At 68.6% G+C, this 25,924-nt stretch carries 32 protein-coding genes; 9 read left to right on the top strand and 23 right to left on the bottom strand.

Annotation, left to right across the window (positions count from 1 at the left end):
• A partial coding sequence (locus RHOOR92_RS18555; protein WP_037114954.1) for a transposase domain-containing protein occupies positions 1 to 239 on the bottom strand: 239 nt, incomplete at its 3' end.
• 95 nt (positions 240 to 334) lie between these two features.
• A complete protein-coding gene (locus RHOOR92_RS0105305; protein WP_007513026.1) occupies positions 335 to 667 on the bottom strand; it encodes a high-potential iron-sulfur protein in 333 nt (110 codons plus the stop codon).
• Between the two features lie 165 nt (positions 668 to 832).
• Between RHOOR92_RS0105305 and RHOOR92_RS0105310 the strand changes: the two genes are divergently transcribed.
• From RHOOR92_RS0105310 to RHOOR92_RS0105325, 4 genes are read left to right on the top strand one after another with little or no spacing between them, the layout of a single operon-like run.
• Positions 833 to 1,483 (top strand): methylthioribulose 1-phosphate dehydratase, encoded by a 651-nt coding sequence (locus RHOOR92_RS0105310; RefSeq protein ID WP_027489786.1) that lies wholly within the window; start codon positions 833 to 835, stop codon positions 1,481 to 1,483.
• Complete coding sequence (locus tag RHOOR92_RS0105315) at positions 1,480 to 2,031, top strand: acireductone dioxygenase (protein WP_027489787.1); 552 nt, start codon at positions 1,480 to 1,482, stop codon at positions 2,029 to 2,031. Before RHOOR92_RS0105310 ends, RHOOR92_RS0105315 begins: the two co-directional genes overlap by 4 nt.
• Positions 2,032 to 2,080: 49 nt before the next feature.
• The gene (gene mtnC, locus RHOOR92_RS0105320) at positions 2,081 to 2,767 is read left to right on the top strand and encodes an acireductone synthase (RefSeq protein WP_027489788.1); all 687 of its coding nucleotides are present in this window, start codon (positions 2,081 to 2,083) and stop codon (positions 2,765 to 2,767) included.
• A gap of 20 nt (positions 2,768 to 2,787) precedes the next feature.
• Positions 2,788 to 3,786, top strand: a complete 999-nt coding sequence (locus RHOOR92_RS0105325; RefSeq protein WP_037115035.1) for a C13 family peptidase — start codon at positions 2,788 to 2,790, stop codon at positions 3,784 to 3,786.
• 79 nt (positions 3,787 to 3,865) lie between these two features.
• Here RHOOR92_RS0105325 and RHOOR92_RS0105330 read toward each other — a convergent pair whose 3' ends face one another.
• Together RHOOR92_RS0105330 and RHOOR92_RS0105335 are read right to left on the bottom strand one after the other, a co-directional pair.
• Positions 3,866 to 4,219: a carboxymuconolactone decarboxylase family protein gene (locus RHOOR92_RS0105330; protein ID WP_027489790.1), complete on the bottom strand. Its 354-nt coding sequence runs from the start codon at positions 4,217 to 4,219 to the stop codon at positions 3,866 to 3,868.
• A gap of 106 nt (positions 4,220 to 4,325) precedes the next feature.
• The gene (locus RHOOR92_RS0105335) at positions 4,326 to 5,327 is read right to left on the bottom strand and encodes a zinc-dependent alcohol dehydrogenase family protein (RefSeq protein ID WP_027489791.1); all 1,002 of its coding nucleotides are present in this window, start codon (positions 5,325 to 5,327) and stop codon (positions 4,326 to 4,328) included.
• Positions 5,328 to 5,479: 152 nt separating this feature from the next.
• Here RHOOR92_RS0105335 and RHOOR92_RS0105340 point away from each other — a divergent pair, with 152 nt between their 5' ends.
• Positions 5,480 to 6,331 (top strand): LysR family transcriptional regulator, encoded by an 852-nt coding sequence (locus tag RHOOR92_RS0105340; protein WP_027489792.1) that lies wholly within the window; start codon positions 5,480 to 5,482, stop codon positions 6,329 to 6,331.
• A gap of 24 nt (positions 6,332 to 6,355) precedes the next feature.
• Here RHOOR92_RS0105340 and hisIE read toward each other — a convergent pair whose 3' ends face one another.
• The 9 genes from hisIE to RHOOR92_RS0105385 form a co-directional block, all read right to left on the bottom strand.
• On the bottom strand, positions 6,356 to 6,985 hold the full coding sequence (hisIE, locus tag RHOOR92_RS0105345; protein ID WP_007513010.1) for a bifunctional phosphoribosyl-AMP cyclohydrolase/phosphoribosyl-ATP diphosphatase HisIE: 630 nt from the start codon (positions 6,983 to 6,985) through the stop codon (positions 6,356 to 6,358).
• A gap of 213 nt (positions 6,986 to 7,198) precedes the next feature.
• Positions 7,199 to 7,972 (bottom strand): imidazole glycerol phosphate synthase subunit HisF, encoded by a 774-nt coding sequence (gene hisF, locus RHOOR92_RS0105350; RefSeq protein WP_027489793.1) that lies wholly within the window; start codon positions 7,970 to 7,972, stop codon positions 7,199 to 7,201.
• Positions 7,966 to 8,694 carry a 1-(5-phosphoribosyl)-5-[(5-phosphoribosylamino)methylideneamino]imidazole-4-carboxamide isomerase gene (gene hisA, locus RHOOR92_RS0105355; protein ID WP_007513006.1) on the bottom strand — a complete coding sequence of 243 codons (729 nt, stop codon included), beginning with the start codon at positions 8,692 to 8,694 and terminating at the stop codon, positions 7,966 to 7,968. Before hisA ends, hisF begins: the two co-directional genes overlap by 7 nt.
• Complete coding sequence (gene hisH, locus RHOOR92_RS0105360) at positions 8,691 to 9,281, bottom strand: imidazole glycerol phosphate synthase subunit HisH (protein WP_027485646.1); 591 nt, start codon at positions 9,279 to 9,281, stop codon at positions 8,691 to 8,693. Before hisH ends, hisA begins: the two co-directional genes overlap by 4 nt.
• A 109-nt stretch (positions 9,282 to 9,390) precedes the next feature.
• Positions 9,391 to 10,455, bottom strand: a complete 1,065-nt coding sequence (gene hisB / locus RHOOR92_RS0105365; RefSeq protein WP_027485647.1) for a bifunctional histidinol-phosphatase/imidazoleglycerol-phosphate dehydratase HisB — start codon at positions 10,453 to 10,455, stop codon at positions 9,391 to 9,393.
• Positions 10,452 to 11,513 carry a histidinol-phosphate transaminase gene (gene hisC / locus RHOOR92_RS0105370; protein WP_027489794.1) on the bottom strand — a complete coding sequence of 354 codons (1,062 nt, stop codon included), beginning with the start codon at positions 11,511 to 11,513 and terminating at the stop codon, positions 10,452 to 10,454. Before hisC ends, hisB begins: the two co-directional genes overlap by 4 nt.
• A complete protein-coding gene (hisD, locus tag RHOOR92_RS0105375) occupies positions 11,510 to 12,808 on the bottom strand; it encodes a histidinol dehydrogenase (RefSeq protein ID WP_027489795.1) in 1,299 nt (432 codons plus the stop codon). The genes hisC and hisD overlap by 4 nt, the downstream gene beginning before the upstream one ends.
• A gap of 28 nt (positions 12,809 to 12,836) precedes the next feature.
• Complete coding sequence (gene hisG, locus RHOOR92_RS0105380) at positions 12,837 to 13,730, bottom strand: ATP phosphoribosyltransferase (protein ID WP_027489796.1); 894 nt, start codon at positions 13,728 to 13,730, stop codon at positions 12,837 to 12,839.
• Complete coding sequence (locus tag RHOOR92_RS0105385) at positions 13,727 to 14,062, bottom strand: YerC/YecD family TrpR-related protein (RefSeq protein WP_007512995.1); 336 nt, start codon at positions 14,060 to 14,062, stop codon at positions 13,727 to 13,729. The genes hisG and RHOOR92_RS0105385 overlap by 4 nt, the downstream gene beginning before the upstream one ends.
• A 315-nt stretch (positions 14,063 to 14,377) precedes the next feature.
• On the opposite strand from RHOOR92_RS0105385, the gene RHOOR92_RS0105390 reads away from it, so the two are divergent.
• Positions 14,378 to 15,391, top strand: coding sequence for a hypothetical protein (locus RHOOR92_RS0105390; RefSeq protein ID WP_027489797.1), 1,014 nt, complete (start codon positions 14,378 to 14,380; stop codon positions 15,389 to 15,391).
• 79 nt (positions 15,392 to 15,470) lie between these two features.
• Here RHOOR92_RS0105390 and RHOOR92_RS19235 read toward each other — a convergent pair whose 3' ends face one another.
• From RHOOR92_RS19235 to gltX, 6 genes are all read right to left on the bottom strand, one after another.
• Entirely contained in the window at positions 15,471 to 15,632 is a 162-nt protein-coding gene (locus tag RHOOR92_RS19235; protein ID WP_015447337.1) for a 30S ribosomal protein THX, read from the bottom strand.
• A gap of 68 nt (positions 15,633 to 15,700) precedes the next feature.
• Positions 15,701 to 16,663 (bottom strand): cation diffusion facilitator family transporter, encoded by a 963-nt coding sequence (locus RHOOR92_RS0105400; RefSeq protein WP_027489798.1) that lies wholly within the window; start codon positions 16,661 to 16,663, stop codon positions 15,701 to 15,703.
• A 45-nt stretch (positions 16,664 to 16,708) separates the two neighbouring features.
• Complete coding sequence (locus tag RHOOR92_RS0105405; protein ID WP_007512987.1) at positions 16,709 to 17,143, bottom strand: MerC domain-containing protein; 435 nt, start codon at positions 17,141 to 17,143, stop codon at positions 16,709 to 16,711.
• A 96-nt stretch (positions 17,144 to 17,239) separates the two neighbouring features.
• Entirely contained in the window at positions 17,240 to 17,749 is a 510-nt protein-coding gene (locus RHOOR92_RS0105410; RefSeq protein WP_015447335.1) for a transcriptional repressor, read from the bottom strand.
• 31 nt (positions 17,750 to 17,780) lie between these two features.
• Complete coding sequence (locus RHOOR92_RS0105415; protein ID WP_007512982.1) at positions 17,781 to 18,059, bottom strand: hypothetical protein; 279 nt, start codon at positions 18,057 to 18,059, stop codon at positions 17,781 to 17,783.
• Between the two features lie 34 nt (positions 18,060 to 18,093).
• A complete protein-coding gene (gene gltX / locus RHOOR92_RS0105420) occupies positions 18,094 to 19,494 on the bottom strand; it encodes a glutamate--tRNA ligase (RefSeq protein WP_027489799.1) in 1,401 nt (466 codons plus the stop codon).
• A 115-nt stretch (positions 19,495 to 19,609) separates the two neighbouring features.
• On the opposite strand from gltX, the gene RHOOR92_RS0105425 reads away from it, so the two are divergent.
• Positions 19,610 to 20,338 carry a transporter gene (locus tag RHOOR92_RS0105425; RefSeq protein ID WP_037114962.1) on the top strand — a complete coding sequence of 243 codons (729 nt, stop codon included), beginning with the start codon at positions 19,610 to 19,612 and terminating at the stop codon, positions 20,336 to 20,338.
• A gap of 31 nt (positions 20,339 to 20,369) precedes the next feature.
• On the opposite strand, the gene RHOOR92_RS0105430 is transcribed toward RHOOR92_RS0105425, so the two are convergent.
• Positions 20,370 to 20,807 (bottom strand): DUF4399 domain-containing protein, encoded by a 438-nt coding sequence (locus tag RHOOR92_RS0105430; RefSeq protein ID WP_015447332.1) that lies wholly within the window; start codon positions 20,805 to 20,807, stop codon positions 20,370 to 20,372.
• 146 nt (positions 20,808 to 20,953) lie between these two features.
• Here RHOOR92_RS0105430 and RHOOR92_RS0105435 point away from each other — a divergent pair, with 146 nt between their 5' ends.
• Both RHOOR92_RS0105435 and RHOOR92_RS0105440 read left to right on the top strand, forming a co-directional pair.
• Positions 20,954 to 22,114 carry a glycosyltransferase family 1 protein gene (locus tag RHOOR92_RS0105435; protein ID WP_037115037.1) on the top strand — a complete coding sequence of 387 codons (1,161 nt, stop codon included), beginning with the start codon at positions 20,954 to 20,956 and terminating at the stop codon, positions 22,112 to 22,114.
• On the top strand, positions 22,083 to 22,646 hold the full coding sequence (locus RHOOR92_RS0105440) for a phosphatase PAP2 family protein (RefSeq protein WP_027489802.1): 564 nt from the start codon (positions 22,083 to 22,085) through the stop codon (positions 22,644 to 22,646). Before RHOOR92_RS0105435 ends, RHOOR92_RS0105440 begins: the two co-directional genes overlap by 32 nt.
• A 304-nt stretch (positions 22,647 to 22,950) precedes the next feature.
• On the opposite strand, the gene accD is transcribed toward RHOOR92_RS0105440, so the two are convergent.
• Genes accD through trpB form a run of 3 tightly spaced genes read right to left on the bottom strand, consistent with a single transcriptional unit; the run spans position 22,951 to position 25,880 of the window.
• Positions 22,951 to 23,820, bottom strand: coding sequence for an acetyl-CoA carboxylase, carboxyltransferase subunit beta (accD, locus tag RHOOR92_RS0105445; RefSeq protein ID WP_027489803.1), 870 nt, complete (start codon positions 23,818 to 23,820; stop codon positions 22,951 to 22,953).
• 51 nt (positions 23,821 to 23,871) lie between these two features.
• A complete protein-coding gene (trpA, locus tag RHOOR92_RS0105450; protein ID WP_027489804.1) occupies positions 23,872 to 24,672 on the bottom strand; it encodes a tryptophan synthase subunit alpha in 801 nt (266 codons plus the stop codon).
• Positions 24,669 to 25,880, bottom strand: a complete 1,212-nt coding sequence (gene trpB / locus RHOOR92_RS0105455; protein ID WP_027489805.1) for a tryptophan synthase subunit beta — start codon at positions 25,878 to 25,880, stop codon at positions 24,669 to 24,671. The genes trpA and trpB overlap by 4 nt, the downstream gene beginning before the upstream one ends.
• Between the last annotated feature and the right edge of the window lie 44 nt (positions 25,881 to 25,924).

The following is a 25,924-nucleotide window of genomic DNA, read 5'->3' on the forward strand; positions in this document are numbered from 1 at the left end:
ATGTGCCAGATCGGTTCGTTGCGAAACAGCGCTAAGCCGATGACCAGCCAGATCAATCGCTCGGCCGGCAGACGTCGACGGCGCAGTGACGTCGTGCCAGTCGCTTGCAATGCTTGCTCGATCCAGGCGGCCGGAATGAGCTGGCTGAAACGATCAAACGCGTCGGGAGACAGATCGCCTACCGCATCAAAGTTGGCTTGCAGGGCTGAGATCAAAGCAAGAGGCTCATGGAAAACCATGAGCCTCTTGGGTCGTTCCGGCTTCGTCAATACCTTAACTGACTGGCATTAGGCGATGAGCCGGCCTTTCGATGCAACCCGCTTGCCTGGTGCGATCAGGCTTTCTTCGGCGTATGCGACACGCACCAGCCCTTCGCATTCACCGACTTGCCCGGGAACAGCTGACACGGTCCACGACCGCTCGGGCCACCGCTGTAGAACTGGCAGTTGGTGCAATCGTCACCGGCCTTGTGCTTTGCATTGGCGGTCTTCGTGGCATCTTCCACGTAACCCAGCGCCTTCGCGGTCGGATCCGACTCGCTCACCGGCGGCAGATCCGCCGCCCGTGCAAAGCGCGGCAGGCTGCCGATGACCACAGCTGCCGCCGTGGTGCCGGCGGCCACTTTGAGGAACCGGCGACGCGATTCGAGATCTTGTTCTTTCGACATGGGCAAGCCTCCGTCGGAATCTGTCCGGCACACCCTGCACCGGATCCGCACCGATGTTACGCCCGCGATCCAAACTTTTCCTGACTAGCGAGAATGGCTCTCATTCCAGCATGGTCGCGGGCCGGCACATGGTATAGTCCATGCCCATTTGGACGTCCAAACCGCATGAGCCAGACCCTGCCAGCCGCGATCCTCGCCAGTGTGTTCGAACAGCGCGCTGACGCCATTGCCGAGGCCGCACGCGAGCTGTCGGCAATGGGCTGGACACCGGCGACCAGCAGCAACTTCTCGATGCGGGTCGACGCCAGTCACGCGGCGATCACCATCTCGGGCCGGCACAAGGGCAAGCTCGGGCGCGACGACATCATGTTGATCGACCTGGACGGCGAGCCGGTCGGCACCGACGCCCGGCCGAGTGCCGAAACGGCGCTGCACACCCAGGTCTACCGGCGCTGGCCGGAGATGAACGTGGTGCTGCACACCCACTCGCGCACGCAAAGCGTGGCGTCACGACTGTTCGCCGCCGACGGCATGGTTCGCCTGCAGGGCTGGGAACTGCAGAAGGCGATCAGCGGCTGCCACACCCATGAAAGCACGCTGGAAATCCCGGTGTTCCCGAACACCCAGCACATGCCCGAACTGGTGGCCCGGGTCGCTGCCTGGCTGGACGCGGGCAAGCCGCTGCACGCCTACCTGATCGACGGCCACGGCATCTACACCTGGGGCCGCGACATGGCCGAGACCCGGCGCCACCTGGAGGCGCTGGAGTTCCTGCTCGGCTGCGAACTTGACCTGAAAAAGCTGAGGGCATCATGAGCCGACTGCGCATCTTCGACGAAACCCGACCGCAATCGCCGCTGGCGGAGATCGACGAGCACGCCGCGATCGCCGCCGAGCTGGGCAAGGTCGGCGTGCGCTTTGAACAATGGCAGGCGAGCCAACCGATCGTGCCGGGCGCCAGGCAGGACGAAGTGATCGCCGCCTATCGCGGCGACATCGACCGACTGATGGGTGAGGAAGGCTACCAGGCCGTGGACGTGATCAGCCTCACGCCGGATCATCCCGACCGCGCCGCGCTGCGCCAGAAGTTCCTCAGCGAGCACACCCACAGCGAAGACGAGGTGCGCTTCTTCGTGGCCGGCGCCGGCCAATTCACCCTGCATCTCGGCGGCAGGGTCTACGACATCCTGTGCGAACAGGGCGACCTGATCGGCGTACCCGACGGCACCCGCCATTGGTTCGACATGAGCGAGGCGCCATACTTCGTGGCGATCCGGCTGTTCACCAACAAGGAAGGCTGGGTCGCCAACTTCACCGGCGACGACATCGCCTCGCGCTTCCCGCGCATGACTCCTGCCGCGTAGGCGCCCGTTCGCGGGCAACGTCTTTACTCGCCCACCGGATCCCGCATCCATGATCGAAATCCGCGCCATCGTCACCGACATCGAGGGCACCACCAGCTCGATCGATTTCGTCCGCGACGTGCTTTTCCCGTACGCGCGCAAGCGGCTGCCGGCGTTCGTCGCGACCCATGGCGACAAGCCCGAAGTCCAGCACTGGCTGCACGAGGCGGCCCGGGAAGCCGGCCTGGTGGAAGCCAGTCGCCAGGACATCATCGAACTGCTGCTCAAGTGGATCGACCAGGATCGCAAGTCCACCGCGCTGAAGGCGCTGCAGGGCATGATCTGGAAGGACGGCTACGAGGCCGGCGACTATCGCGCCCACGTCTACCCGGAAGTGGCCGCGCGGCTGCGCGACTGGCGCGCCGACGGGCTGCGGCTGTATGTCTACTCGTCCGGCTCGGTGTCGGCGCAGAAACTGTTCTTCCGGCACAGCGAGGCGGGCGACCTCAGCGCGCTGTTCGCCGGCTATTTCGACACCGAGACCGGGCCGAAGCGCGAAGCCGAATCCTACCGGCGCATCGCCGAGGCGATCGGCGAGCAGCCCCGCCACCTGCTGTTCCTCTCCGACATTGCCGAGGAACTCGACGCCGCGCAGGCCGCCGGCTTCCACACCGGCTGGCTGGTGCGCGCGGCGCAGGCGCTGCCCGATTCGCCACGCCATCCGGTCTATCGCGATTTCGAGGCGATCACGCCATGAACCCGCCGCGCGAGCCCGCCATGCGCAGCATCCTGACTATCCTGCTCGCGTTCGCTGCCGGGGTGCTGCTGGCGACCTGGTGGCCCGGCCGCCAGGAGGCGGCACCATCGCCCTCCACCGCCGTAGCCAACCGCATGGCCGCGGACCCCGCGCCGGATGGCGATGCCGCTGTCGACGCGTGGCCCGAGCAGGCTCCCACCCCGGAACAGGTGCTGTACGCGCAGCCGCGGATGATGCGCGAAGCGCTGTCCGAACTCGGCCCGCGCATACCCGGCAAGCCGAACCTGTACCTGCTGGCGTTCGCCGGCGACGGCAGCGAGGACGTGTTCCGCAACGAGGCCGAGTACGCCGCCCGTCTGTTCGCGCAACGCTTCGGCGCCAGCGCGCACAGCCTGGTGCTGGAAAACAACCCGGCCAGCCTGAGCACCCGACCACTGGCCAGCTGGAGCAACCTGGAAACCGCGCTCGACGGCCTGGGCAAGGTGATGCAGCCGGACCAGGACATCCTCCTGCTGTACCTCACCAGCCATGGCAGCGAAGACCACGACCTGCTGCTCGACATGGACCCGCTGCCGCTGGACCAGCTCGGCGCCAGCGACCTGGCCGGCATCCTGGCGATGCACCCGTTCAAGTGGAAGGTGGTGGTGATCAACGCCTGCTACTCCGGCGGCTTCGTGCCGCCGCTGCGCGGCCCCGGCACGCTGGTGCTCACCGCCGCCCGCGCCGACCGCAGCTCGTTCGGCTGCGGCAGCGACTCGGACATCACCTACTTCGGCAAGGCCTGGCTGGTCGACGCGCTGAACCGCACCGACAATTTCGCGGATGCGTTCAAGCGGGCCAGCGGCGAGATCAGCCGGTGGGAGCGGCAGGACAAACTCACGCCTTCCGAGCCGCAGATCGACATCGGCAGCGGCATCGCCGGGCAACTCGCCCTGTGGCGCAAGGGCGTCTCGCCCGGGCCGGCGCTCCCGTTCAGGCCGGCGGCGCCCGCACCGGCCGGCTCGGCATCGGCGCACTGACCCGGTCGATGCCGGGGACGCCAAGGCAAGACGGTCGCCGACAGGGGAAATGCCCTACGGGGCTGCGCCAGCGTGGCGTTCATGGCGCCAACGCCGGGACACCATGGGCGCTCACGGCGTCCATCACCCGGGCGGAATAGACCATGGCGGCACCCGCGTTGAGCACCACGGCCACATCCAGCGCTTCGGCGATTTCCTCGCGCCTCGCGCCGTGCTTCAGCGCCTCGCCCGTGTGCACGGTGATGCAACCATCGCAACGAATGCTCACCGCGACGGCCAGGGCAATCAGCTCGCGAGACCTGGCATCCAGATGCCCGGTCTTCTGGCCCGCCCGGGAAAGCGTCTGGTAACCGGCCAGCGTGTCGGGGCTCAGCCTGCCGAGCTCGCCGATGCGGCCCATCAGTTCCGTGCGGTATTCCAGCCAGTTCATCATGGTATTTCTCCTGCGCAAGTTCGAAACGGGATGGCCGATCGCATGAGTGCGCCGGCCATCGGGATGTGCAACTTGATGGCTTGGCCATCGGCGACCCGCAAGGGCTTCAGTTGCCGATGCTGATAACGACCTTGCCCTGCGCCTGCCGCTGCTCGATCAGTGCGTAGGCATCGTCGACCGCGCCCAGCGCGAACTGGCGCGCGTCCAGCAGCGGCTTGATCATCCCGGCTTCGGCCAGACGCGTGGCTTCGCGCAGGATCTCGCCGTGATGCGGCTTGCCTTCGCCGGTCAGCAACGGCAGCAAGGTGAACACGCCGGAATAGCTCGCGGCACGAAACGACAGCGGCGCCAGCGCGTGGCTGCCCCATCCCAGCGAGCTGACCACGTGGCCGAAGCGCGACACCGCCTTGAACGATGCATCCAGGCTCGCGCCGCCGGCGGTGTCGTACACCACGTCGAAACCGCGACCGGCGGTATGCGCGGCCACATAGTCCTCGACCGGCATCCGCTCATGGTCGATCGGCGTGGCGCCCAGTTGCCGGCTGATGGCGGCGCGCGCAGCGGCATCGGTCGCGAAAACCGTCGCGCCGCAAGCGCGCGCAATCTGGATCGCCATGCTGCCGACGCCGCCGGCACCGCCCTGCACCAGCACGGTCTGCCCCACGCCCACCCGGGCACGATCCACCAGCCCTTCCCACGCGGTGATGAAAACCAGCGGCAGCGAGGCGGCCTCGCGCATGCTGAAGTGCGCGGGCTTGCGCGCCAGCAGGCTGGCGTCCACCGCGGCATATTCGGCCAGCGAGCCTTGCACGCCACCGACACCGCCGGTCATGCCATAAACCTCGTCGCCCGGCCGGAACCCGGTAACGCCCGCACCCAACGCAGCGACCACCCCGGCCATGTCGATGCCGAGGATCGCCGGCAGCGGATGCCGGGCATGCTCGGCGGCGCCGCTGCGGATCTTCAGATCCAGCGGGTTGACGCCGCTGGCCAGGATCCGCACCAGCACCTGGCCCGCCTGCGGCACCGGCCGGGCAATCGAGGCCAGGCGAAACGGGGCACCGTGATTTTCAAGAACGGCGGCTTGCATGGAGGCAGCAGTAGTCATGTCGTACTCGGCGTCGGAGGAAGTGGTCGCCAAGCTACGCTCGTCAATTTCGTTTGAAAATCAAAATAAACGTACGAACTTCATGCATAATTGCATGGAGCCACGCCGGCGTTTCCATGCTGGCGGTTCGACCGGCGCAACGAGGTGTCGCGATGGAATGGAGCGATCTACGTGTCTTCCTCGCTGTCGCACGCGAAGGCACGCTCGGCGCCGCCGCGCGCAAGCTGGGGCAAACCCAGCCGACCATGGGGCGACGGCTGCAGGCACTGGAACATGCCGTGGGGCACAAGCTGTTCCAGCGCACCCCGGCAGGCTTCGTGCTCACCGACGAAGGTGCGGCGGTACTCAGTCACGCCGAGCGCATCGAGGACGAAGCGCTTGCGTTCCAGCGCCAGCTCGCCGGCCAGGAGCGGCACCTCGACGGCATGCTGCGGATCACCGCTTCCGACTGGTTCGCCGAACAGGTACTGGCGCCGGTCATCGCCGAATTCGCCAGGGCATATCCCCGCGTCACCATCGAGCTGCTGACCGACACGCGCTTCCTCAGCCTTTCGCGCCGCGAAGCCGACCTGGCATTCCGCATCAAGCCGTTCGACGAACCGGACATCGTCTCGCGCGAGCTGCTGCACATGCCCTACGGCGTCTATGCCGCCGCCGACTATCCGCCGCCGCGCGCGGGCGATGGCGAAGGCGCGGCGCTGATCACCATGGACAGCGCGTTCAGCGGCATGCCCGACGTCGCGTGGCTGCAACGCATGCTGCCGAACGCGCGTGTGGCCTTCCGCAGCAACGCGCGTGCGGTGCAGGCGCAGATGTGCGTCCAGGGTTCAGGTGTCGCGGTGTTGCCGCGCCCGCTGGGTGACGCGATGGCCGGCCTGCGACGCATCGAGCTGGGCGAACCGCCACCGCCGCGGGAAACGTGGCTCGGCTATCACCGCGACATGCGGCGGCTGGCACGCCTGCGGGCGCTGCTGGACCTGGTGGTTGCGCGGCTGGCGGATTGAACGCGGCGGGGGCGTTCGCCGGCGCTATCCAGCACGGTGCCGAGCGGCCAACACGCCCACCACGTCCGTCAGCGACAGACCACGCGCACGCAGCGCCACGGTGAGATGAAACAGCAGATCCGCCGCCTCGCCGAGCAATTCCTCGTCGCCCTGCGCAACCGCCGCCAGCGCCGTCTCGACGCCCTCCTCGCCCACTTTCTGCGCCATGCGGCGGATGCCGCCGTTGAACAGTTTCGTGGTGTAGCTGCCCTCCGGCCGCTCGGCATGACGCTGCGCGACCAGCGTGTCGAGTTCGGCAAGGAAGCCCAGCGGCGGACGCACCTCGGCGCTGTCGCCGAAGCAGCTGGAGGTGCCGGTGTGGCAGGTCGGTCCATGCGGCTCGGCCCGGACCAGCAAGGTGTCGGCATCGCAGTCGAGGCGGATCGACTTCAGCGCGAGCACGCGGCCGGAGCTTTCGCCTTTGGTCCACAGCCGCTGTTTGCTGCGGCTGTGGAACGTCACCTGCCCGCTGGCCTGCGTCCGTGCCAGCGCGTCGGCGTTCATGTAGCCGAGCATCAGCACTTCGCCGCTCAGCCAGTGCTGCACGATCGCCGGCAGCAGGCCGCCGCCCTTGGTCCAGTCGAGGCGAGAAAGATCAGTGTTGGCATCGCTCATCGATTACTCCGGGGAAATTGAGGAGTGAGGAGTGAAGAGAAAACATGCTGAGCGGTGTTGAAGTTCGATTCACCACGCCGTTCACCCTGAGCGCAGGCACGCGGCGCCGAAGTCGAAGGGCGCCGCCTGGATGCTTCGATTCCGCTTGCTGATGCAAGCCACGCTCGGCACGAACGGTCCCAGCAAACGCATCCTCTCACTCCTCACTCCTCTTCACTCGCTTCTCACCATCACGCCCTGCGCACGCAAGTAACGCTTGAGCTCGGGTATCGCGATCGCGCCGGAGTGGAACACGCTGGCCGCCAGCGCGCCGTCCACGTCGGCCTCGACGAAGGCATCGCGGAAATGCGGTGGTTCGCCGGCGCCGCCGGAGGCGACCAGCGGCACGTGGCAGATCGCGCGGGCGGCGGAGAGCTGCTCCAGATCGTAGCCGCGGCGCACGCCGTCGCTGTCCATGCAGTTGAGCACGATCTCGCCGGCGCCGCGTTGCTGCGCCTCGGTTATCCAGTCCAGCGTGCGGCGCGGCAATGCCCGCGTCTTCGCAGGATCGCCGCTGTACTGGCGCACGCGCCACTCGCCGTCGGCATCGCGCAGCGAGTCGATGCCGACCACCACGCACTGCACGCCGAACGCGGCGGCCAGTTCGTCGACCAGCGCGGGACGCGCCAGCGCCGGCGAGTTCACCGAGATCTTGTCGGCGCCCGCATGCAGCACCGCGCGCGCCTCGTCGACCGAGCGGATGCCGCCGGCCACGCAAAACGGGATGTCGATCACCCGCGCGACCTTCTCCACCCAGCCGCGATCCACGCTGCGCCCTTCCGGGCTGGCGGTGATGTCGTAGAACACCAGCTCGTCGGCGCCTTCGTCGCGGTAGCGCAGCGCGAGATCGACGATGCCACCCATCACCACGTGGTCGCGAAAGCGCACGCCCTTGACCACCTGGCCGTCGCGCACGTCGAGGCAGGGAATGATGCGGCGGCTCAGCATGCGAGGGCCTCCTCGACGGTGAAGCGCCCTTCCAGCAGCGCGCGGCCGAGGATCACGCCCCACGCGCCGGCTTCGCGCGCGGCGCGGATGTCGTCCAGCGAGCGCACGCCGCCGGAAGCCTGCACGGCCAGCGACGGCACCGTGGCGACGAGGTGGCGATAGAGATCGAGGTTGAAGCCGGCCAGCATGCCGTCGCGGTCGATGTCGGTGCACAGCAGGTGGCGCGCACCGCGCGCGGCGTACCACGGCGCCAATTCGTCCAGCGTGCGCGCCTCGATTTCGGTCCAGCCGGCGCTGGGCAGGCTCCAGCGGCCACCGAGGCGGCGCGTATCGAGCGCGAGGGTCAGCCGTTCGGCGCCGTACCTGCCCAGCCAGCCGGCCACGAGTTCGGGATCGCGGATCGCCACGCTGCCCAGCACCACGCGCTGCACGCCGGCGTCGAACAGCCGGCGCAGGTCGTCTTCGCCGCGTACGCCGCCGCCGGCCTGGATCTGCATGCCATCGGCCGTGATCGCCTGGATCACGGCGAGATTGGCGAGGCTGCCCGAGCGCGCGCCATCCAGGTCGACCATGTGCAGCCAGCGCGCACCTGCCTCGGCATAGCGCCGCGCCAGCGCACGCGGATCGGCGGCATAGGTGGTCTGCTGCGCGTAGTCGCCCTGCTTCAGGCGCACCACTTGGCCGCCACGCAGGTCGATCGCGGGAATCACGTCGAAGTTCATAGTTCGAGGAAGTTCTTCAGCAGCCTCGCGCCGACGGCGGCGGAGCGCTCGGGGTGGAATTGCATGCCATGGAAGTTGCCATGCGCGATCACCGCCGAGAACGCGCCGCCATAGTCGGCCGTGGCCAGGGTCCAGTCGCCGACCGGCGCCGCATAGCTGTGCACGAAGTAGGCCTGCTCGCCGTCGTCCAGGCCGGCCAGCAACGGATGTTCCCGCTGGACCGACAAGCCATTCCAGCCCATGTGCGGCACGCGCAGGCCCGGCGTTTCGACGAAGCGGCGTACCGGTGCGGGAATCAGCCCCAGGCACCCGGTATCGCCCTCTTCCGAATGCGCGCACAGCAATTGCATGCCCAGGCACACGCCGAGCACGGGCTGTTCCAGCGAACGCAGCACGTCGACCAGGCCCAGCTCGCGCAACCGCGCCATGCCGGGGCCGGCGGCGCCCACGCCGGGCAGGATCACCTTGTCGGCGGCGCGGATCGCCGCCGCGTCCGCAGTAAGCGCGGCATCCGCGCCGAGGCGCTGCAGCGCATAGCGTACCGAGCCGATATTGGTGCCGCCGGCGTCGACAAGGACCACCATCACACGTACCTCGCACGCAGGAGCGCACTCTGTGCGCGATGCTTTCCATCGCGTGGCGAAGAGCTATCGCGCACAGGGTGCGCTCCTGCGCCGATGTGCATTGATCGCCACATTACAAGCTTCCCTTGGTACTGGGCAGTTCGCTGCCGGAGCGGGCGATCGCCTGGCGCAGCGTGCGCGCCACCACCTTGAAGCAGGCCTCGACCATGTGGTGCGCGTTGTCGCCGCGCACGGCGAGGTGCAGGTTCGCGCCCAGCGTCTCGCACAGCGAGCGGAAGAAATGCGGCACCAGTTCGGTCGGCACCTCGCCCACCCGCTCGCGCGGGAAGCTGCCCTCGAACACGAAGTACGGCCGGCCGGACAGGTCCAGCGCGGCGCTGGCCTGCGCCTCGTCCATCGGCAGGGTGAAGCCGTAGCGGCCGATGCCGCGCTTGTCGCCCAGCGCCTGTTTCAACGCCTGGCCCAGCGCCAGCGCGCAGTCCTCGATGGTGTGGTGTTCATCGATGTGGGTGTCGCCGTCGCAGTCGAGCTGCAGCGCGAAGCCGCCGTGCTTGCCGATCTGCTCCAGCATGTGGTCGAAGAAGCCCAGTCCGGTATGCGCCTGCGGTTCGGCCACCTGGTCCAGGTCCACGCTGACCGTGATGCGGGTTTCCCGGGTGTTGCGCACCACCGTGGCGACGCGCGGCGCATCCAGCAACTGGTGCGCCAGTTCCTCCCAACCCACGCCCTGCGGGCCGACGCGGAGGCCGCGCACGCCCATGTTCGCGGCGAACTGCAGGTCGGTCTCGCGGTCGCCCACCATCGCCGACGCCACGCGGCTCCAACCGTCGTCGGCCAGGTAGTGGCGCAGCATGCCGACGCCGGGCTTGCGCGTGTCCAGGCCCTCGTGCGGGAGGCTGCGGTCGATCAGCACCTCGCGGAAGGCGATGCCCTGCGAGGCGAGGATGCGCAGCAGCAGTTCGTGCGGCCCGCTGAAATGCGGCTCCGGAAAACCGTCGGTACCCAGGCCGTCCTGGTTGCTCACCATCACCAGCTCGTAGCCGGCGGCGACGAAGCGTTGCAGCGCGGCGATCACGCCGGGCAGCAGGGCCAGCTTCTCATAGCTGTCGATCTGCTCGTCGGCCGGCTCCTCGATCAGGCAGCCGTCGCGATCGACAAAGAGGATCTTGCGGCTCACGGGCTGGTTTCCTGCAGGACGGCCAGCACCCGTTCGTTCTCCGCGGGCGTGCCGATGGTGATGCGCAGCGCGTCGCCGAGGTTCGGGTAGCGGCGCACGTCGCGCACCACGATGCCGGCGGCGAGCAGGCGCTGGTAGGCACCGGCGGCATCGTCGAAGCGCACGGCGAGGAAATTCGCCTGCGACGGCAACACCTCACGCACGTTGTGCAACCAGCGCAAGGCCTCGCACATGCGCGTGCGCTCCGCACGCACCACGGCGAGGTGTTCGCGCGCGTTCGCCTGCCCCCAGCCGGACAGCGCCAGCAGCGCCGCGTCCACGCTCGGCAGCGGCAGCGGGTACGGCGCCATGATCCGGCGCAGCAGGGCGATCACGTCGGCGCTCGCCAGCAGGCTGCCGATACGCACGCCGGCCAGCGCCCAGGCCTTGGACAGGGTGCGCAGCACGGCGAGGTTGTCGTAGCGGTCGATCAGGTCGGCCACGCTGCCTTCGTCGGCGAACTCCACATAGGCCTCATCCACCACCAGCAGCGCACGGCCGGCCAGCGCCTGCACCAGCCGCTCGAGCTCGGTGCGCGGCACCGGCTGGCCGGTGGGATTGTTCGGCGTGCAGACGAAGACCAGCTTCACCGCCGGGGTCAGCGCGGCCAGCACCGCGTCCACGTCCAGCGTGGCATCCGCCGCCAGCGGCACCTCGACGATGCCCGCGTCCTGCACCCGCGCGCATACCGCGTACATGCCGAAGGTCGGTGGCTGGATCAGGACCGCGTCGCGGCCGGCGCGGCAGAACGCGCGCACCAGCAGGTCGATCGCCTCGTCGCTGCCGCGGCCGACCAGCAACTGCTCGCGCCGCACGCCGTAGAGCGTGGCCAGCGCCTCGACCAGTGCTGCCGGCTGCGGCTCGGGGTAGCGGTTGCAGCCGAGGCCGTCGTCGCCGACCGGCGCCCACGCCGATTCGTTCGCGTTGAGCAGGACCTCGCCGCCGCTGGCCTCCATCCGCGCCGAGGAGTACGGCTGCATCGCGCGGATCTCCGGCCGTGCCAGATCGAGCACGCTCATGCCAGCGCCTCCAGGCGCAGGGTCACCGCGCGGCGATGGGCTTCCAGTTGCTCGGCCGCCGCCAGCGTGGCGGTGCACGGGCCGATATTGCGCAGGCCGTCGGCGCTGACTTCCTGCACGCTGATCTGCTTCTGGTAACTGGCCACCGACACGCCGCTGTAGCTGCGCGCGTAACCGTAGGTCGGCAGCACGTGGTTGCTGCCGCTGCAGTAGTCGCCCACCGATTCGGGCGCCCACTGGCCGAGGAAGACCGAGCCGGCGCTCTCGATGCCATCGAGCAGCGCGCGTGGCGCGGCCACCTGCAGGATCAGGTGTTCGGGCGCGTAGCGATTGCTCACTTCCACCGCCTGCGCCAGCGAATCGACCGCGATCAGCCGGCTCTGCGCCAGCGCCTGGCGGACGATCGCACCACGCGGCAATTCGGCGCACTGGCGTTCGACCTCGGCGGCTGCCTGGTCCAGCAGGTCGGCGGACGGGCTCAGCAGGATCACCTGCGAATCCGGCCCGTGCTCAGCCTGCGACAGCAGGTCGGCGGCGACGAACACCGGATTCGCCCCGGCATCGGCGATCACCAGCACTTCGGACGGGCCGGCCGGCATGTCGATCGCGGCGCCATCCGGATCGGACGACACCTGCAGCTTCGCCTCGGTCACCCAGACATTGCCGGGGCCGAACAGCTTGTCGCACTTCGGCACGCTGGCGGTACCGTAGGCCATCGCCGCGATCGCCTGCGCGCCGCCCAGCTTGAACACCCGGTGCACGCCGGTGAGGCGTGCGGCATACAGCACCGCCTCGTCGCAACGGCCGTCGGCGCGCGCCGGCGAACACAGCACCACCTCGCGGCAACCGGCGATATGCGCCGGCACGCCCAGCATCAGGGCGGTGGACGGCAACGGCGCGCTGCCGGCAGGCACGTACAGGCCGACCCGGCCGATCGGCCGCAGCATGCGTTCCACCCGCACGCCGGGTGCGGTATCCACCGCCACCGGCTGCAGCGCCGCCGCGCGATGGAACGCCTCGATGCGCGCCGCCGCTTCGCGGATCGCCGCCTTCAGGGCCGGATCGAGGGAAGCCTCGGCCGCAGCGAATTCGGCCTCGACCACCGCGATCGCCTCCAGCGCGCAGTGGTCGTATTTCGCGCTGAGTTCGCGCAGCGCCGCGTCGCCGCGTTCGCGCACGACGGCGACGATCCGCTCGACGCCGCGGCGCAGTTCATCGGCACGCGACTGCGCGGGGCGCGCCAGCGCCTCGCGGCGCGCCGCTTCATCCAGGGCGTTCCAGTCCAGACGTTTCATGCGAACCTGCCCTTCTTGCCAACCTGATTCATGCCAGCATCTTCTCCACCGGCAGCACGAACATCTCGCGCGCCCCGGCCTTCTTGATCTCTTCCAGCTGCCGCCAGCTCACCTCGCCGGCACACAGCGCCTGCAACATCAATTGATCCGGCTGGCCGGCCACCGGCAGCAGGGTCGGCTGCGGGCCGCCCGGCAGCAGCCGGGTCACCGCCTCCAGCGTGTGGCGCGAGGTCTGCAGCAGCAGCAGGCGCGACTCGCGCACCTGGATCACCCCGTCCAGCCGCTTCAGCAGCAGCTCCAGCAGGTCGCCGCGTTCGTCCGCCGGCAGCGCCAGCGGGCCGGCCAGCACCGCCTCGCTGTGCAACAGCACGTCGGCTTCGCGCAACTGGTTCGCCACCAGCGTGCCGCCGCTCTGCACCAGGTCGCAGATCGCATCGGCGGTGCCCAGCTTCGGCGCGATCTCGACCGAACCGGCGAGGGTCACCACGCCGGCATCGACGCCCTGCGCGCGCAGCCACTCGCCGAGCAGGCCGGGATACGAGGTGGCGATGCGCCGCCCGTGCAACTGCCGCGGCTCGCGGTAATCCAGCTCCTGCGGCACCGCGATCGACAGCCGGCAACGGCCGAAGCCGAGCGGGCGCAGCTCGGCCAGCGGCTCGGCCTCGCGTCCGCCGGTCAGCTGGAATTCGCTGAGCACGTTGCGCCCGACGATGCCGAGATCGCACACGCCCTGCGCGATCAGGCCGGGGATGTCGTCGTCGCGCACCAGCAGCAGGTCCACCGGCTCGCCCTCGCCGAAGCAGAACAGCTTGTCGCGGCTCTGCCGGAAGGTAAGCCCGCAGCGGGCCAGCAGATCCAGCGCCGGCTCGGTGAGCCGTCCGGATTTCTGCATCGCGATGCGCAAACGGTCGCGCGGCTTCATGCCTTCTTCCTCGTGGTCTGTGCCTGCCGCCGCGCCGCGCGGGCGGCGGCCGCCAGGTAGCCGCCGTTGCCCTGGTTGAGATAGCGCGCCACCCGCCCGATCGTGGTAATGCTGACCGCGGTGCGCTCGTGAATCTCGCGGTACGGCACGCCATCGAGCAGGAACGGCACCACCCGCCAGCGGTCCACCAGCACCTCCAGTTCCGCCGGGGTGCACAGGTCGCCCAGAAAGGCCGCCATCTCCTCGACGTTCTTCAGCGACAGCAGCGCCTCGTACAGGCTCTGCTCGGCCGACTCGACGGGGGTTTCGGGATCGCGTGATCGACGCTTCATAATGTACTAACGCATTAACACAATGGTGCGCATCATACATGGCATGTGGCGCTGCGGCAAACCGGGCGATCAGTGCATGCCGGGCCACCATTCAGGTTGGTCCGCACGCACGCCGCCACCGCCGCATGTGACGGCCCAGGCCCACTGGAGGGCGAGCCATCCTGCGCGGTGCGGCCTCGTGGGAACCTGTCCGCACGACGCCTCATCCAACCCGCGTCCGACCGCGAATCGGCTGGTTGTGACGTCACGCCGCAACCGGCAGCGTCATCGCGGTGGGACAATGGCGAAGTCGAAGCAAACCCATCGGGAGTATGCGTGAAACATCCGAACCAGCACCTGCCGCATGGCGGCTCCCGGTCGTCGTACCCGCGCACACGTCACCGGCGCCTCGCCGCCACGGTGCTGCTCGCAGGCACGCTGGCCCCGGCCTTGGCCGGTGCCTGCTCCACCTGCGGCTGCTCGCTCAATTCGGACTGGTCAAGCCAGGACTATGCCACCAGCCGCGGCCTGCACCTCAGCGTACGCGAGGATTATTTCGACCAGTCGCGACTGATGCACGGCACCGACACCGTCAGCCGCAGTGCGTTCCAGTACCCCGCTGACGAAGAGGTTCAGCGCAAGACCATCAACCGCACCACCCTGCTCGGCGCGAGCTACAACTTCTCGCGCTACTGGGGTATCTCGGCACAGTTGCCGTATACCGACCGTCACCACCAGACCATTGCCGGCGGCGACACCGACATTTCCACCTCCGACACGCGCGGCATTGGCGACCTGCGCCTGCTCGTGCGCTACCAGGGGTTCAGCGACGACGCCGGCCTCGGTATGCAATTCGGCGTGAAGCTGCCCACCGGCCGCTTCACCCAGCGCTTCGCAGCCGGGCCGCAGGCCGGCCAGCCGCTCGACCGCGGCCTGCAACTGGGCACCGGCACCACCGACGCGTTGTTCGGCGTCTACAAGTTCGGCCTGCTCACTGACTCGCTGGCCTACTTCGGCCAAGCCATGGCGCAGGTTCCGCTGGACGCGCGGGACGGCTTCCGCCCCGGCAATTCGCTCAACATCGATTTCGGCGTGCGCTATCTCGACGCCGGACGCATCACGCCGCAGCTGCAGCTGAACATCCACGGCGAGCGGCGCGAAAACGGCCGGCAATCCGACCGCCCCAACAGCGGCGCCACCTTTGCCTATCTCAGCCCGGGCATCAGCGTGAAGCTCAGTCCGCGGCTGGATGCATTCGCGTTCGTCCAGTTGCCGGTGTGGCAACGCGTCAACGGCCTGCAGCTGGAGCCGCGCCGACTCTGGTCGCTGGGCGTGCAGTATCGCTTCTGACCCGCAGCCGCCCGCGGCGCAGCGATCCACGCACAAAAAAACCCGCCGCAGCGGGTTTTTTTGTGCGTGGCGAAGCGGCTCAGGCCGACTTCTTCTTCGGCGCGGCCTTCTTGGCGGCAGCCGGCTTGGTCACGGTCGGCTTGGCGCCCACCACGGCCGGCAGCACGCCGTGCGCCCGGGTATTGCCGTAGCTGCCGCGATAGGTCTTGCCGCGACGAGTCTTGCGATCGCCCTTGCCCATGGGGAACTCCTTGATTTATTGGATGAACGGCCTGCCATCATAGCAGTGTTCGGAGCCGCACGGGATAGTCAGCGATGACCGTGTCCGGCGCAGTCTTCGCTCGCGTCCAGACAACTGCCGGGGTCGATCTGCACGGTCACGTGCTGGATGCCGAAACGCTCCAGCAGCATCCGCTTGATCGCCTGCAAAGCCTGCGCTCCATCGGCACACTCGGCCAACTCGGCATGCACGGTGGCCATGCGCGAGCCCGAGGCCAGCTGCCACACGTGCAGGTGGTGGATGTCGCGGATACCGGGATCGGCGGTGCGCAGCGACGCCTCCACCAGCGCGCTGTCCATGCCGTCGGGCACGCCCTCCAGCAGGATGTGCGCCGACACCCGCAGCAGCCGCCACGCGCTGCCCAGGATCAGCAGCGAGATCAGCAGCGACAGCACCGGGTCGGCCCACAGCCAGCCGAACCAGCGGATCGCCAGCGCCGCCAGCACCGCCGCCAGCGAACCGAGCAGGTCGCCCAGCACGTGCAGGCTGGCGCCGGCCAGGTTGACGTCGTCATGCGCATGCCCGTGCAGGGTACGCAGCACCAGCGCATTCACCAGCAGGCCCGCAATCGCCACCACCAACATGATTCCCGAGAGGATCTCGCCGGGATGCAGCAGCCGTACGCCGGCCTCGTAGACGATCCAGCCGACCAGCACGAACTGGCCCAGCGCATTGACGAATCCCGCCAGCACCTCCATCCGGCCATAGCCGTAACTGCGCCGCGCATCGGCCGGCCGGATGGCCACCCGCGCACCGACGATCGCCAGCAGCAGGGCCAACGCGTCGACCACCATGTGTCCGGCATCGGCCAGCAAGGCCAGCGAACCGGACCACGCGCCGCCGGCCACCTCGACCGCCATCATCGCGGCGGTCAGGCCGAACGCCAACAGCAGCTTGCGACCGCGGCTGCCGGATACGGCGGTCGGGTCGTGCGCGTGGCCGTGGTCACCGTCGTGAGCGTGCGCGTGCCGATCGGCGTGGGCGGTATTCATGCGTGCATGCTAGGAACGGCTGGCGCCGTTACACAATCACTGCGTTCAGTGCGCGCACTGCGGGCCGTGCACATGGAGAGCATGGTTGCGGCTGTCCAGCCGCAGGTTGGCGAAATGCGCGCCGGCCAGCAGCAGACCGCCGCAGGTCACCAGCACGCTGTGCAGAATCGGCGCAGGACCGTCGATGTAGGTGACGCCGAGCAGCAGCAGGGCCAGACCCGGCACGGCCAGCCGCAACGGCAGCGAGCGCTGGTGCCGGCGATACCCCCGAATCAGTACAAGCGAGGCCAGCACGCAGGCACCCAGCACGAAAGCCCGCTCGAAGCGATGATCGGCCAGGAATTCCAGCCCTACCAGCGGCAGCAGCGCAAGCACGAAGGGCAGCAGCGCGCAATGGATCGCGCACAGGAAGGAAGCCATCGCGCCGACGCGATCGGCAGCGTGCCACCAGCGGGTTTTGTTCGCCTGCTCGGAATCCATCGTCGTGCCCGGCGCCGCCAGACGTGGCGGCTCAGTATCCAGTCGGGCTGTATGTTACATTATAACACTGCCGAACGCCATACCCGGCAACGCGGGTCAGCTCTTGCGGCAATGCCGGCAGGTGCCATGGACTTCCAGCGTCTGCGCCTGCGGGCGGAAGCCGAACGCCTTCGCCTGCGCCTCGATCAGCTCGGCAACCCGCTCGTCGCAGACCTCCTGCGCATTGGAGCAGGTATCGCAGATCAGGAACGGCACCTGGTGCGCCTCGGCCGGGTGGTGGCAGGAGACGAACGCGTTGATCGATTCCAGCTTGTGGATGAAACCGTTCTCGAGCAGAAAGTCGAGTGCGCGATAGACGGTCGGCGGCGCCGCGTTGCCGTGCTTCTCGCGCAACTGGTCGAGCAGGTCGTAGGCCTTGACCGGCTTGTGCGCGGCCGCGATCAGCTCCAGCACTTCCTTGCGCAGCGGAGTCAGGCGCAAGCCGCGCTCCTCGCTGGCATGTTCCACGGCGCGCACGAAACCTTTCGCGTCGTGATGGTGCGGGTGGCTCGGGTGCGGGTTGCGGGCGGCGTCGTGGCTCAAGCGTTTCACCTCGTGCTGGATCATACACTGCGCCCGTCGCAGCGGCAGCAAGGCTTCAGCGCGGCAACGGCGGCGGCCGACGCGGCGGTTTGCGGCGGGTTCGCAGCAGCAGCACGATCCAGCCGATCGGCCCCAGCAGCCATGCCCACACGATCCCTTCGAACAGGCGGCCGCGCCACCAGCCGAGCAGCGCGCCCACCGCGACGAACAGCAGGCTCCACCAGAACATGGCTGCCCACGGCAGCATGTTCAACAGGTTGAAGAAGACCTGCCAGAACGCACCCGGCGCGTCGGGATCGACACCATGGGTGGCCTTGGCCAGCAGCTCGTCCATGCCGGGTCAGTGCGTCATCGGCATGGCGGGAAGCTCATTCCCGCGCCATGGCGATCGCAGCGTCGATGCGCGTGAGCGCCTCGTCGCGGCCGGCCAGGTAGATAGTGTGCTCGATCGAGGGCGAGACCTGGGTGCCGGTCATCGCCACGCGCAGCGGCTGGGCGACCTTGCCCATACCGAGTGCCAGCTGCGCGGCGACCTGTTCGATCACCTGGTGGATCGGAGCGGGTTGCCACTCGACCTCGGCGAGCAGCGCCTTCGCCACCTCCAGCACGGCGACCGCACTGTCGTTCTTCAGGTGCTTGGCGACCGCCTTGTCGTCCCATTCGACGATCGGGCCGTACCAGATCTTCGCGCGCTCGGCCATTTCCTTCAGCGTGTGCACGCGGTCGCGTAGCGCCACGACCACGTCGACCGGCGCCGGGCCGCGCGACGCGTCGATCCCGGCGCGCTGCAGGTGCCACGCGAACTCGGCGGCCAGCGACTGCGGTTCGTCGGTTTTCAGGTAGTGCTGGTTGAGCCAGGCCAGCTTCTCGGTGTCGAAGCGCGAAGCGGCCTTGTTGACGTCGGCGATGTCGAACAGCGCGATCATTTCCCCGCGCGAGAAGATCTCCTGGTCGCCGTGCGACCAGCCCAGGCGCACCAGGTAGTTCAGGATCGCGTGCGGCAGGAAGCCCGCGGCGCGGTACTCCATCACGCTGACCGAGTTGGTGCGCTTGGACAGCTTCTTGCCTTCCTTGTCCAGGATCATCGGCAGGTGCGCGAACTCCGGCACCGCGGCACCCAGCGCCTGGTAGATGTTGATCTGGCGCGGCGTGTTGTTGACGTGGTCGTCGCCGCGGATCACCTCGGTGATGCCCATGTCGATATCGTCGACCACCACCGCGAAGTTGTAGGTGGGCCAGCCGTCGGAGCGGAAGATCACCAGGTCGTCCAACTCGCTGTTGGCGATCTCGATGCGACCCTTCACCTTGTCCTCGAACACTACCGAGCCCTCGGTGGGGTTGCGGAAGCGGATCACCCGATTCGGGTCGTCGCGGAAAGGTTCGTTGCGGTCGCGGTAGTAGCCGTTGTAGCGCGGTTTTTCGCCCACCTTCATCGCCGCCTCGCGCATCGCCTCGATCTCTTCCTTGCTCTCGTAGGCGTAGTACGCCTTGCCGGCGGCGACCAGTTCGTCGGCGACCTGCCTGTACCGCGCCAGCCGCTGGGTCTGGTAAAACGGGCCTTCGTCGGCGTCGAGGTCGAGCCAGTGCATCGCGTCGAGGATCGCCTGCACGGCTTCCTCGGTGGAACGCTCGCGGTCGGTGTCCTCGATGCGCAGGATGAACTCGCCGCCGCGGCGACGCGCCTCCAGCCAGCAATACAGCGCGGTGCGCGCCCCGCCGATGTGCAGGAAACCGGTGGGGCTGGGGGCGAAGCGGGTGCGGACGGTCATGGGAACTCAACGGATGCGGAGCGAAGTGATGGATTTTAGCCGATACCGGGATACTCGCCGCTGCCGCAGCCCACAGCGACGTCGGCGCATTGCCCCGACCATACTCGCCACGCTCATGTCGGGCCTCGCCCTGTCCGCCATGGCCGGCAATCCGGGCTACGACCGCCCTGGCTACGGCTTCACGCCCGTCGCGCTCGGCATGGGCGACATCACCATCGAACAGGGATTGCCGGACTGGAGCCGTGATCGACAGGACGGCATCTCCATCTCGCAGTACAGCGCCGACAGCCTGCTGCGCATCGGCATCGGCGGCCCGCTGGAACTGCAACTGGGCAGCTCGCCATGGAACTCGTTGCGGCAGGACGGTGCCGGCAGCGGTGATCGCAGTCATGGACATGGCGACACGACACTCGGGCTGAAACTGGCACTGCCGTCCTCGAACCCGGCCTTCGGCTGGGGCCTGCTGGGCAACGTGGAATTCACCGATGGCGCGAAGGCATTCCGCAGCGACCGGCGCCAATACCTGCTCGGCGCACAGTTCAACCTGCAGGCAAGCGGGAGCAACTCGCTGGGTCTGTATCTGCAGGATGTGCGCAGTGGCGGCGCTGACAGCACCACCGTGGCAGCCAGCGACAACTACACGCTGGACAGCACGCTGATGCTGTATATCGAAGCCGCGCGGCTGTACACGCCGGATCAGGGCAGCGGCACGGTTGCCGGTGCCGGACTGGCATGGATGATCACCCCACGCGTGCAGCTCGACGCCGGCTTCGACCATCGGCTGGACGGTGCGGCGCCCGACTGGCAGACCAATCTAGGCGTCGCGGTCTACTTCGGACACTGAGCGCGGGAAGCAAGCCGGCGCCGCCCGAAACTCACTTGACGTGGATGGTGATCTTCCTCGACACCACGGCCGGCTCGAACGGCACATGGTTCTGGTCGCCCAGTTCCAGCTGCAGGGTGTGGGTACCGGGCTTCAGCTTCAACGTGGTCTCGGTCTGGCCGCCGCCGAAATGGATGTGCTGCTCGTCCTTCGGAATCGGCTGGCCGGCGGCGGGCAGCTCCTTCACGTCGACCAGCAGGTGATGGTGGCCGGTGTGCTCCTTGGCCACGCCGGCCGGCGCCACGCCCATGCCCTTGAGGCCGAAGCGCACGGTGACGTCCTGGCCCACGGTGGCGCCGTCCTTCGGCGAGATGAGGTAGACCTCGGCGCCGGCGGGAGCCGGTGTGACCGGCAGGCCGGCGGGGGCATCGGCGGCCAGCGCGGCGCCGGTCAGTCCGGCCAGGGCCAGGGCGAGCAGGATGCGTTTCATCGTCGGTCTCCAGCGGTGAAGGATGCCCCCCAGTGTAAGCGCTGCGGCGCCCGCAAGGCACCGATGCGTCACTGCCACGTCATGCGCCCGCCACGCCGCCGCAACGCGAACCGGTGAAGCTGCGTCCAGCCAGCACGGACATCGTCATGCGCATCGGCATCGTCAGCGAAACCTATCCACCGGAAATCAACGGCGTCGCGCTGACCGTGCACAGTCTCGCCGCCGGGCTCGCCGCCCGTGGCCACAGCATCGACCTGATCCGTCCGCGCCAGCCGCAGCCGCACGGCGACGAAGTCGGCATCGACGTGCTCGAATTGCGCGGCGGCGCGCTGCCGCGTTACCCCGGCCTGCGCTTCGGTCTGCCCGCCGGCCACACCCTGCGCCGGCACTGGTCGCGACAGCGCCCCGATGCGGTGTACGTGGCCACCGAAGGGCCGCTCGGCTGGTCGGCCATGCGTGCCGCCAGGCAGTTGGGCATTCCGCTCAGCAGCGGTTTCCACACCCGCTTCGACAGCTACGCCAGCCATTACGGCGTGGGCCTGCTCACGCCGCTGGTACGCGGCTACCTGCGTCGTTTCCACCAGCGCGCCATCGCCACGCTGGTGCCGACCGATGCGCTCGCACAGGAATTGCACGCCATGGGCATCACCAACGCACGCTTGCTGCGCCGCGCCGTGGATACGCAGCTGTTCCACCCGAACCGGCGCGACATGGCTTTGCGCGCCGACTGGGGCGTGGACGCCGCCACGCCGGTGGTGCTGTACGTCGGGCGCATCGCGCCGGAAAAGAATCTCGAGCTGGCGGTGCGGGCTTTTCGCGCGATCCAGCGGCAGGTGCCGCAGGCGCGCTACGTGTGGGTCGGCGACGGTCCGGCCCGCGGCGCACTGCAGGCCGCCCATCCGGACTTCATCTTCGCCGGCGTGCAAGGCGGCGAAGCGCTGGCGCGGCACTATGCCAGCGCGGACCTGTTCCCGTTCCCCAGCCTCAGCGAGACCTTCGGCAACGTGATCATCGAGGCCCTGGCCGCCGGCCTGCCGGTGGTGGCGTATGCCGAGGGTGCCGCGCGCGAGCACCTCGTCGACGGCGTCAACGGCTGCCGCATCGCCTCGGGCGACGAGGCGGCCTTCATCGATGCCTCGGTGAGACTGGCGAGCAACCCTGCACTGATCCGGCACATGGGGCGCGCGGCGCACGCCGGCGTGGCGGGACTCTCGCCGGAAGCGGTGATCCGCGATTTCGAATCCCTGCTGCGCGACATGGCCGAGGAGAACCTGCATGAACACGCCTCCATCGCTGCCCGCCTCTGAGCTTCTACCCGGACCGCGTTTCGCGCTGGACCGCCGCGTCTGCGTGATCGCCAACCACTGGGGCGCCCGCCGCGTGGTGGGAGCCTTCTTCGGCGCGGTCAGCCGGCTCGGTGACGGCGTGTTCTGGTACGCACTGATGGCCGCGCTGGCCATGCTCGGCGGCCCGCGCGGCATCGCCGCAGCAACGCACATGGCAGCCACCGGGCTCGCCGCGCTGCTGCTGTATCGCCTGCTCAAGCGCTGGACGCGCCGCCCGCGCCCGTATCGCGCCTGCCCCGGCGTGATCGCACACGTGCCGCCGCTGGACGAGTTCAGTTTTCCGTCCGGGCATACCTTGCAGGCGGTGGGTTTCAGCACCGTGGCGCTGGCCTGGTATCCGCCGCTGGCACCGCTGCTGCTGGGCTTCACCGCACTGGTCGCCGTCTCGCGGGTGATCCTCGGCTTGCACTACCCCAGCGACGTGCTGGCCGCCATCGTCATCGGCGGTGGCCTCGGCAGCGCGTCGCTATGGCTGGCATCGTTGCTCGGCTGAGTACGGCACTGCGCAGAACCTGCGCACGCCGTCGGCCCCGCCTTTGCGCTCAAGCAGATAGCACACTTGTCCACAGGCTTTGCCGCCCGCGCTCCACAATCGCTGTGGAAAACCGGTGCCACACGCGGCGCCGTCATGCGCAACTCGTGACCAGCGCGTAGCAAGTGCTTGATGGATCAACGGCGAAAGCGGCTTGTCCACAGGCTTTGCCCGAACGCTTCCACAGCCGCTGTGGAAAACCCGCCAGCGCTAACGACGATGCCGCCCGCAGGCGGCATCGCATCATCGCCGGCAGAGCACCCGCTCAGGCCGCGCGCGGCGCCTTCATCAGGATGCCGAGCAGGTCGGCCAGCTTGTCGCGCATCTCGCGGCGGTCGACGATCAGGTCGATGGCGCCGTGTTCGAGCAGGAACTCCGAACGCTGGAAACCCTCCGGCAAAGTCTCGCGCACAGTCTGCTCGATCACGCGCGGGCCGGCGAAGCCGATCAGCGCCTTCGGCTCGCCGATGTTGATGTCGCCCAGCATCGCCAGGCTGGCGGAGACGCCGCCGGTGGTCGGGTTGGTCAGCACGCTGATGTACGGCACGCCGGCGTCGCGCAGGCGCGCCAGCGTGGCCGAGGTCTTGGCCATCTGCATCAGCGAGAACAGCGCCTCCTGCATGCGCGCGCCGCCGGTGGCGGAGAAGCACACCAGCGCGCTGCGGTCGGCCAGCGCGCGCTCGGCGGCGCGAGCGAACTTCTCGCCGACCACCGAACCCATCGAGCCGCCCATGTAGGCGAACTCGAACGCCGCCGCCACCAGCGGGCGGCCCTTGAGCCGGCCGCTCATCACGACCATCGCATCCTTCTCGCCGATCTTCTTCTGGGTGGCGACGATGCGGTCGCGGTACTTCTTCGAGTCGCGGAACTTCAGCGGGTCGGTCGGCTCCAGGCCGGCCCACAGTTCCTGCGCCGAACTTTCGTCGAGCAGCGCATCGAGCCGCGCGCGCGCACTGATGTAATGGTGATGGCCGCACTTGGGGCAGACCATCAGGTTGCGCTCCAGCTCCGGCTTGTACAGCACCGTGCCGCAGCCGCCGCACTTCTCCCACACGCCCTCGGGCACCGAGCCCTTGCCGCCGTTGGTGGCGTGCGGGCGGGTGCGCGGGTTCATGATTTTCTGCAGCCAATTCATTGCATCACCCTGACTATTCGTGAGTGCGCCACCATCCGGCGGTGCGTGCCCTCAATGGGCATCCAGCGCGGCGCGGATCGGTGCCAGGAACGCCTGCGTGCGCCGGGTGATTTCCCCGGCGTCCGTCGCCCCGGCCAGCCGATCCACCAGTGCGCTGCCGATCACCACCGCATCGGCAAAACCGGCGATCGCCTTCGCGCTCGCCGCATCGCGGATGCCGAAACCGACCGCCACCGGCGCCTTCGCCCGGGCACGGACATCGGCCACGCGGGCGGCGATGTCACCGGTGCTCAAGTGTGCCGCACCGGTGATGCCGGCGAACGAGACATAGTACAGGAAACCCTCGGCCGAACCGCACAGCTGCGCCATACGCGAGGGTTCGGTGGTCGGTGCGGCAAGCAGGATCCGTTGCAGCCCAGCGTCGCGCAGCGGCTGCAGCACGGCGGACTCCTCCAGCGGGCAATCGACCAGCAGCACGCCGTCGACGCCGGCCTGCACGGCCTCTCCGGCGAAGCGCGCGTAGCCGTGCGTCTCGATGGGATTGAGGTAACCCATCAACACGATCGGCGTGTCCGCATCGTGCTGGCGGAATGCGGCGACCCAGCCCAGCACGTCGGCCAGGCCCACGCCTTTCGCGATCGCCCGCTCGCTCGCGTGCTGGATCACCGGGCCGTCGGCCATCGGGTCGGAGAACGGCACGCCCAGCTCGATCAGGTCGGCGCCAGCGTCGACCAGCGCATGCATTAGCGCCACCATGTGCTGCGGGGAGGGATCGCCGGCGGTGACGAACGGAATCAGGCCGGTGCGGTTGGCGGCTTTCAGTGCGGCGAAGCGGCGGTCGATGCGGCTCATACCTCGACTCCTTCGCGCGCCGCGATGGTGTGCACGTCTTTGTCGCCGCGGCCGGACAGGTTGCACAGCACGATGCCGTCCTTCGGCAACTCGCGCGCCAGCTTGATCGCCTGCGCCACCGCGTGGCTGGATTCCAGCGCGGCCAGGATGCCTTCGGTGCGCGCCAGCAGGTGGAACGCGGCCAGCGCCTCGTCGTCGGTGATGCCGACGTACTCGGCGCGACCGGTATCCTTCAGGAACGCGTGCTCGGGGCCGACGCCGGGATAATCCAGGCCGGCCGAGATCGAGTGCGTCTCGGTGATCTGGCCGTTGTCGTCGCACAGCACATAGGTGCGGTTGCCGTGCAGCACGCCGGGCCGGCCGGCCGCCAGCGACGCGGCGTGATGGCCGGTGGCGATGCCCTCGCCCGCCGCCTCGGCGCCGACGATGCGCACGCCGGCGTCGTTGAGGAAGGCATGGAACAGGCCGATCGCGTTCGAGCCGCCGCCGACGCAGGCGGTCAGCACGTCGGGCAGGCGACCGTATTCTTCGAGCATCTGCGCGCGCGCCTCGCGCCCGACGATCGCGTTGAAGTCGCGCACCATCAGCGGATACGGGTGCGGGCCGGCCACGGTGCCGATGATGTAGAAGGTGTCGGCGACGTTGGTGACCCAGTCGCGCATCGCCTCGTTCAGCGCGTCCTTCAGCGTCTTCGAGCCGGAGGTCACCGGCACCACCTCGGCACCGAGCAGCTTCATCCGATAGACGTTGATCTTCTGCCGCTCGATATCCACCGCGCCCATGTAGACCACGCACTTCAGGCCCAGCCGCGCCGCCACCGTGGCACTGGCCACGCCGTGCTGGCCGGCGCCGGTCTCGGCGATGATGCGGGTCTTGCCCATGTTGCGCGCGACCAGCGCCTGGCCGACCGTGTTGTTGATCTTGTGTGCGCCGGTATGGTTGAGGTCCTCGCGCTTGAACAGGATGCGCGCGCCGCCGACGTGCTGCGACAGCCGCTCGGCGTGGTAGATCGGACTGGGCCGGCCGACGTAGTGCTTGAGGTCGCGGTCGAGCTCGGCGATGAAGGCCGGATCCTCGCGCAGGCGCAGGTAGGCTTCGGTCAGCTCGGCCAGCGGCGCCATCAGGGTCTCGGCAACGTAGCTGCCGCCGTAGTTGCCGAAGCGGCCGTGCGCGTCGGGGTAAGCGTTGTAGTCCACGATCTGGCTCATATCGTCACTCAGGAAGGGCATGCCGCACTGCGGCAAGCAGCCAT

Source organism: Rhodanobacter sp. OR92 (assembly GCF_000427545.1).
GTDB lineage: Bacteria > Pseudomonadota > Gammaproteobacteria > Xanthomonadales > Rhodanobacteraceae > Rhodanobacter > Rhodanobacter denitrificans.

Excerpts from the sequence above, each read along its gene's own strand:
- RHOOR92_RS0105305 (WP_007513026.1), bottom strand. The coding sequence starts at position 667 with ATGTCGAAAGAACAAGATCTCGAATCGCGTCGCCGGTTCCTCAAAGTG.
- RHOOR92_RS0105310 (WP_027489786.1), top strand. The coding sequence starts at position 833 with ATGAGCCAGACCCTGCCAGCCGCGATCCTCGCCAGTGTGTTCGAACAG.
- RHOOR92_RS0105315 (WP_027489787.1), top strand. The coding sequence starts at position 1,480 with ATGAGCCGACTGCGCATCTTCGACGAAACCCGACCGCAATCGCCGCTG.
- mtnC (WP_027489788.1), top strand. The coding sequence starts at position 2,081 with ATGATCGAAATCCGCGCCATCGTCACCGACATCGAGGGCACCACCAGC.
- RHOOR92_RS0105325 (WP_037115035.1), top strand. The coding sequence starts at position 2,788 with ATGCGCAGCATCCTGACTATCCTGCTCGCGTTCGCTGCCGGGGTGCTG.
- RHOOR92_RS0105330 (WP_027489790.1), bottom strand. The coding sequence starts at position 4,219 with ATGATGAACTGGCTGGAATACCGCACGGAACTGATGGGCCGCATCGGC.
- RHOOR92_RS0105335 (WP_027489791.1), bottom strand. The coding sequence starts at position 5,327 with ATGACTACTGCTGCCTCCATGCAAGCCGCCGTTCTTGAAAATCACGGT.
- RHOOR92_RS0105340 (WP_027489792.1), top strand. The coding sequence starts at position 5,480 with ATGGAATGGAGCGATCTACGTGTCTTCCTCGCTGTCGCACGCGAAGGC.
- hisIE (WP_007513010.1), bottom strand. The coding sequence starts at position 6,985 with ATGAGCGATGCCAACACTGATCTTTCTCGCCTCGACTGGACCAAGGGC.
- hisF (WP_027489793.1), bottom strand. The coding sequence starts at position 7,972 with ATGCTGAGCCGCCGCATCATTCCCTGCCTCGACGTGCGCGACGGCCAG.
- hisA (WP_007513006.1), bottom strand. The coding sequence starts at position 8,694 with ATGAACTTCGACGTGATTCCCGCGATCGACCTGCGTGGCGGCCAAGTG.
- hisC (WP_027489794.1), bottom strand. The coding sequence starts at position 11,513 with ATGAGCGTGCTCGATCTGGCACGGCCGGAGATCCGCGCGATGCAGCCG.
- hisD (WP_027489795.1), bottom strand. The coding sequence starts at position 12,808 with ATGAAACGTCTGGACTGGAACGCCCTGGATGAAGCGGCGCGCCGCGAG.
- hisG (WP_027489796.1), bottom strand. The coding sequence starts at position 13,730 with ATGAAGCCGCGCGACCGTTTGCGCATCGCGATGCAGAAATCCGGACGG.
- RHOOR92_RS0105385 (WP_007512995.1), bottom strand. The coding sequence starts at position 14,062 with ATGAAGCGTCGATCACGCGATCCCGAAACCCCCGTCGAGTCGGCCGAG.
- RHOOR92_RS19235 (WP_015447337.1), bottom strand. The coding sequence starts at position 15,632 with ATGGGCAAGGGCGATCGCAAGACTCGTCGCGGCAAGACCTATCGCGGC.
- RHOOR92_RS0105400 (WP_027489798.1), bottom strand. The coding sequence starts at position 16,663 with ATGAATACCGCCCACGCCGATCGGCACGCGCACGCTCACGACGGTGAC.
- RHOOR92_RS0105405 (WP_007512987.1), bottom strand. The coding sequence starts at position 17,143 with ATGGATTCCGAGCAGGCGAACAAAACCCGCTGGTGGCACGCTGCCGAT.
- RHOOR92_RS0105410 (WP_015447335.1), bottom strand. The coding sequence starts at position 17,749 with ATGATCCAGCACGAGGTGAAACGCTTGAGCCACGACGCCGCCCGCAAC.
- RHOOR92_RS0105415 (WP_007512982.1), bottom strand. The coding sequence starts at position 18,059 with ATGGACGAGCTGCTGGCCAAGGCCACCCATGGTGTCGATCCCGACGCG.
- gltX (WP_027489799.1), bottom strand. The coding sequence starts at position 19,494 with ATGACCGTCCGCACCCGCTTCGCCCCCAGCCCCACCGGTTTCCTGCAC.
- RHOOR92_RS0105425 (WP_037114962.1), top strand. The coding sequence starts at position 19,610 with ATGTCGGGCCTCGCCCTGTCCGCCATGGCCGGCAATCCGGGCTACGAC.
- RHOOR92_RS0105430 (WP_015447332.1), bottom strand. The coding sequence starts at position 20,807 with ATGAAACGCATCCTGCTCGCCCTGGCCCTGGCCGGACTGACCGGCGCC.
- RHOOR92_RS0105435 (WP_037115037.1), top strand. The coding sequence starts at position 20,954 with ATGCGCATCGGCATCGTCAGCGAAACCTATCCACCGGAAATCAACGGC.
- RHOOR92_RS0105440 (WP_027489802.1), top strand. The coding sequence starts at position 22,083 with ATGAACACGCCTCCATCGCTGCCCGCCTCTGAGCTTCTACCCGGACCG.
- accD (WP_027489803.1), bottom strand. The coding sequence starts at position 23,820 with ATGAATTGGCTGCAGAAAATCATGAACCCGCGCACCCGCCCGCACGCC.
- trpA (WP_027489804.1), bottom strand. The coding sequence starts at position 24,672 with ATGAGCCGCATCGACCGCCGCTTCGCCGCACTGAAAGCCGCCAACCGC.
- trpB (WP_027489805.1), bottom strand. The coding sequence starts at position 25,880 with ATGAGCCAGATCGTGGACTACAACGCTTACCCCGACGCGCACGGCCGC.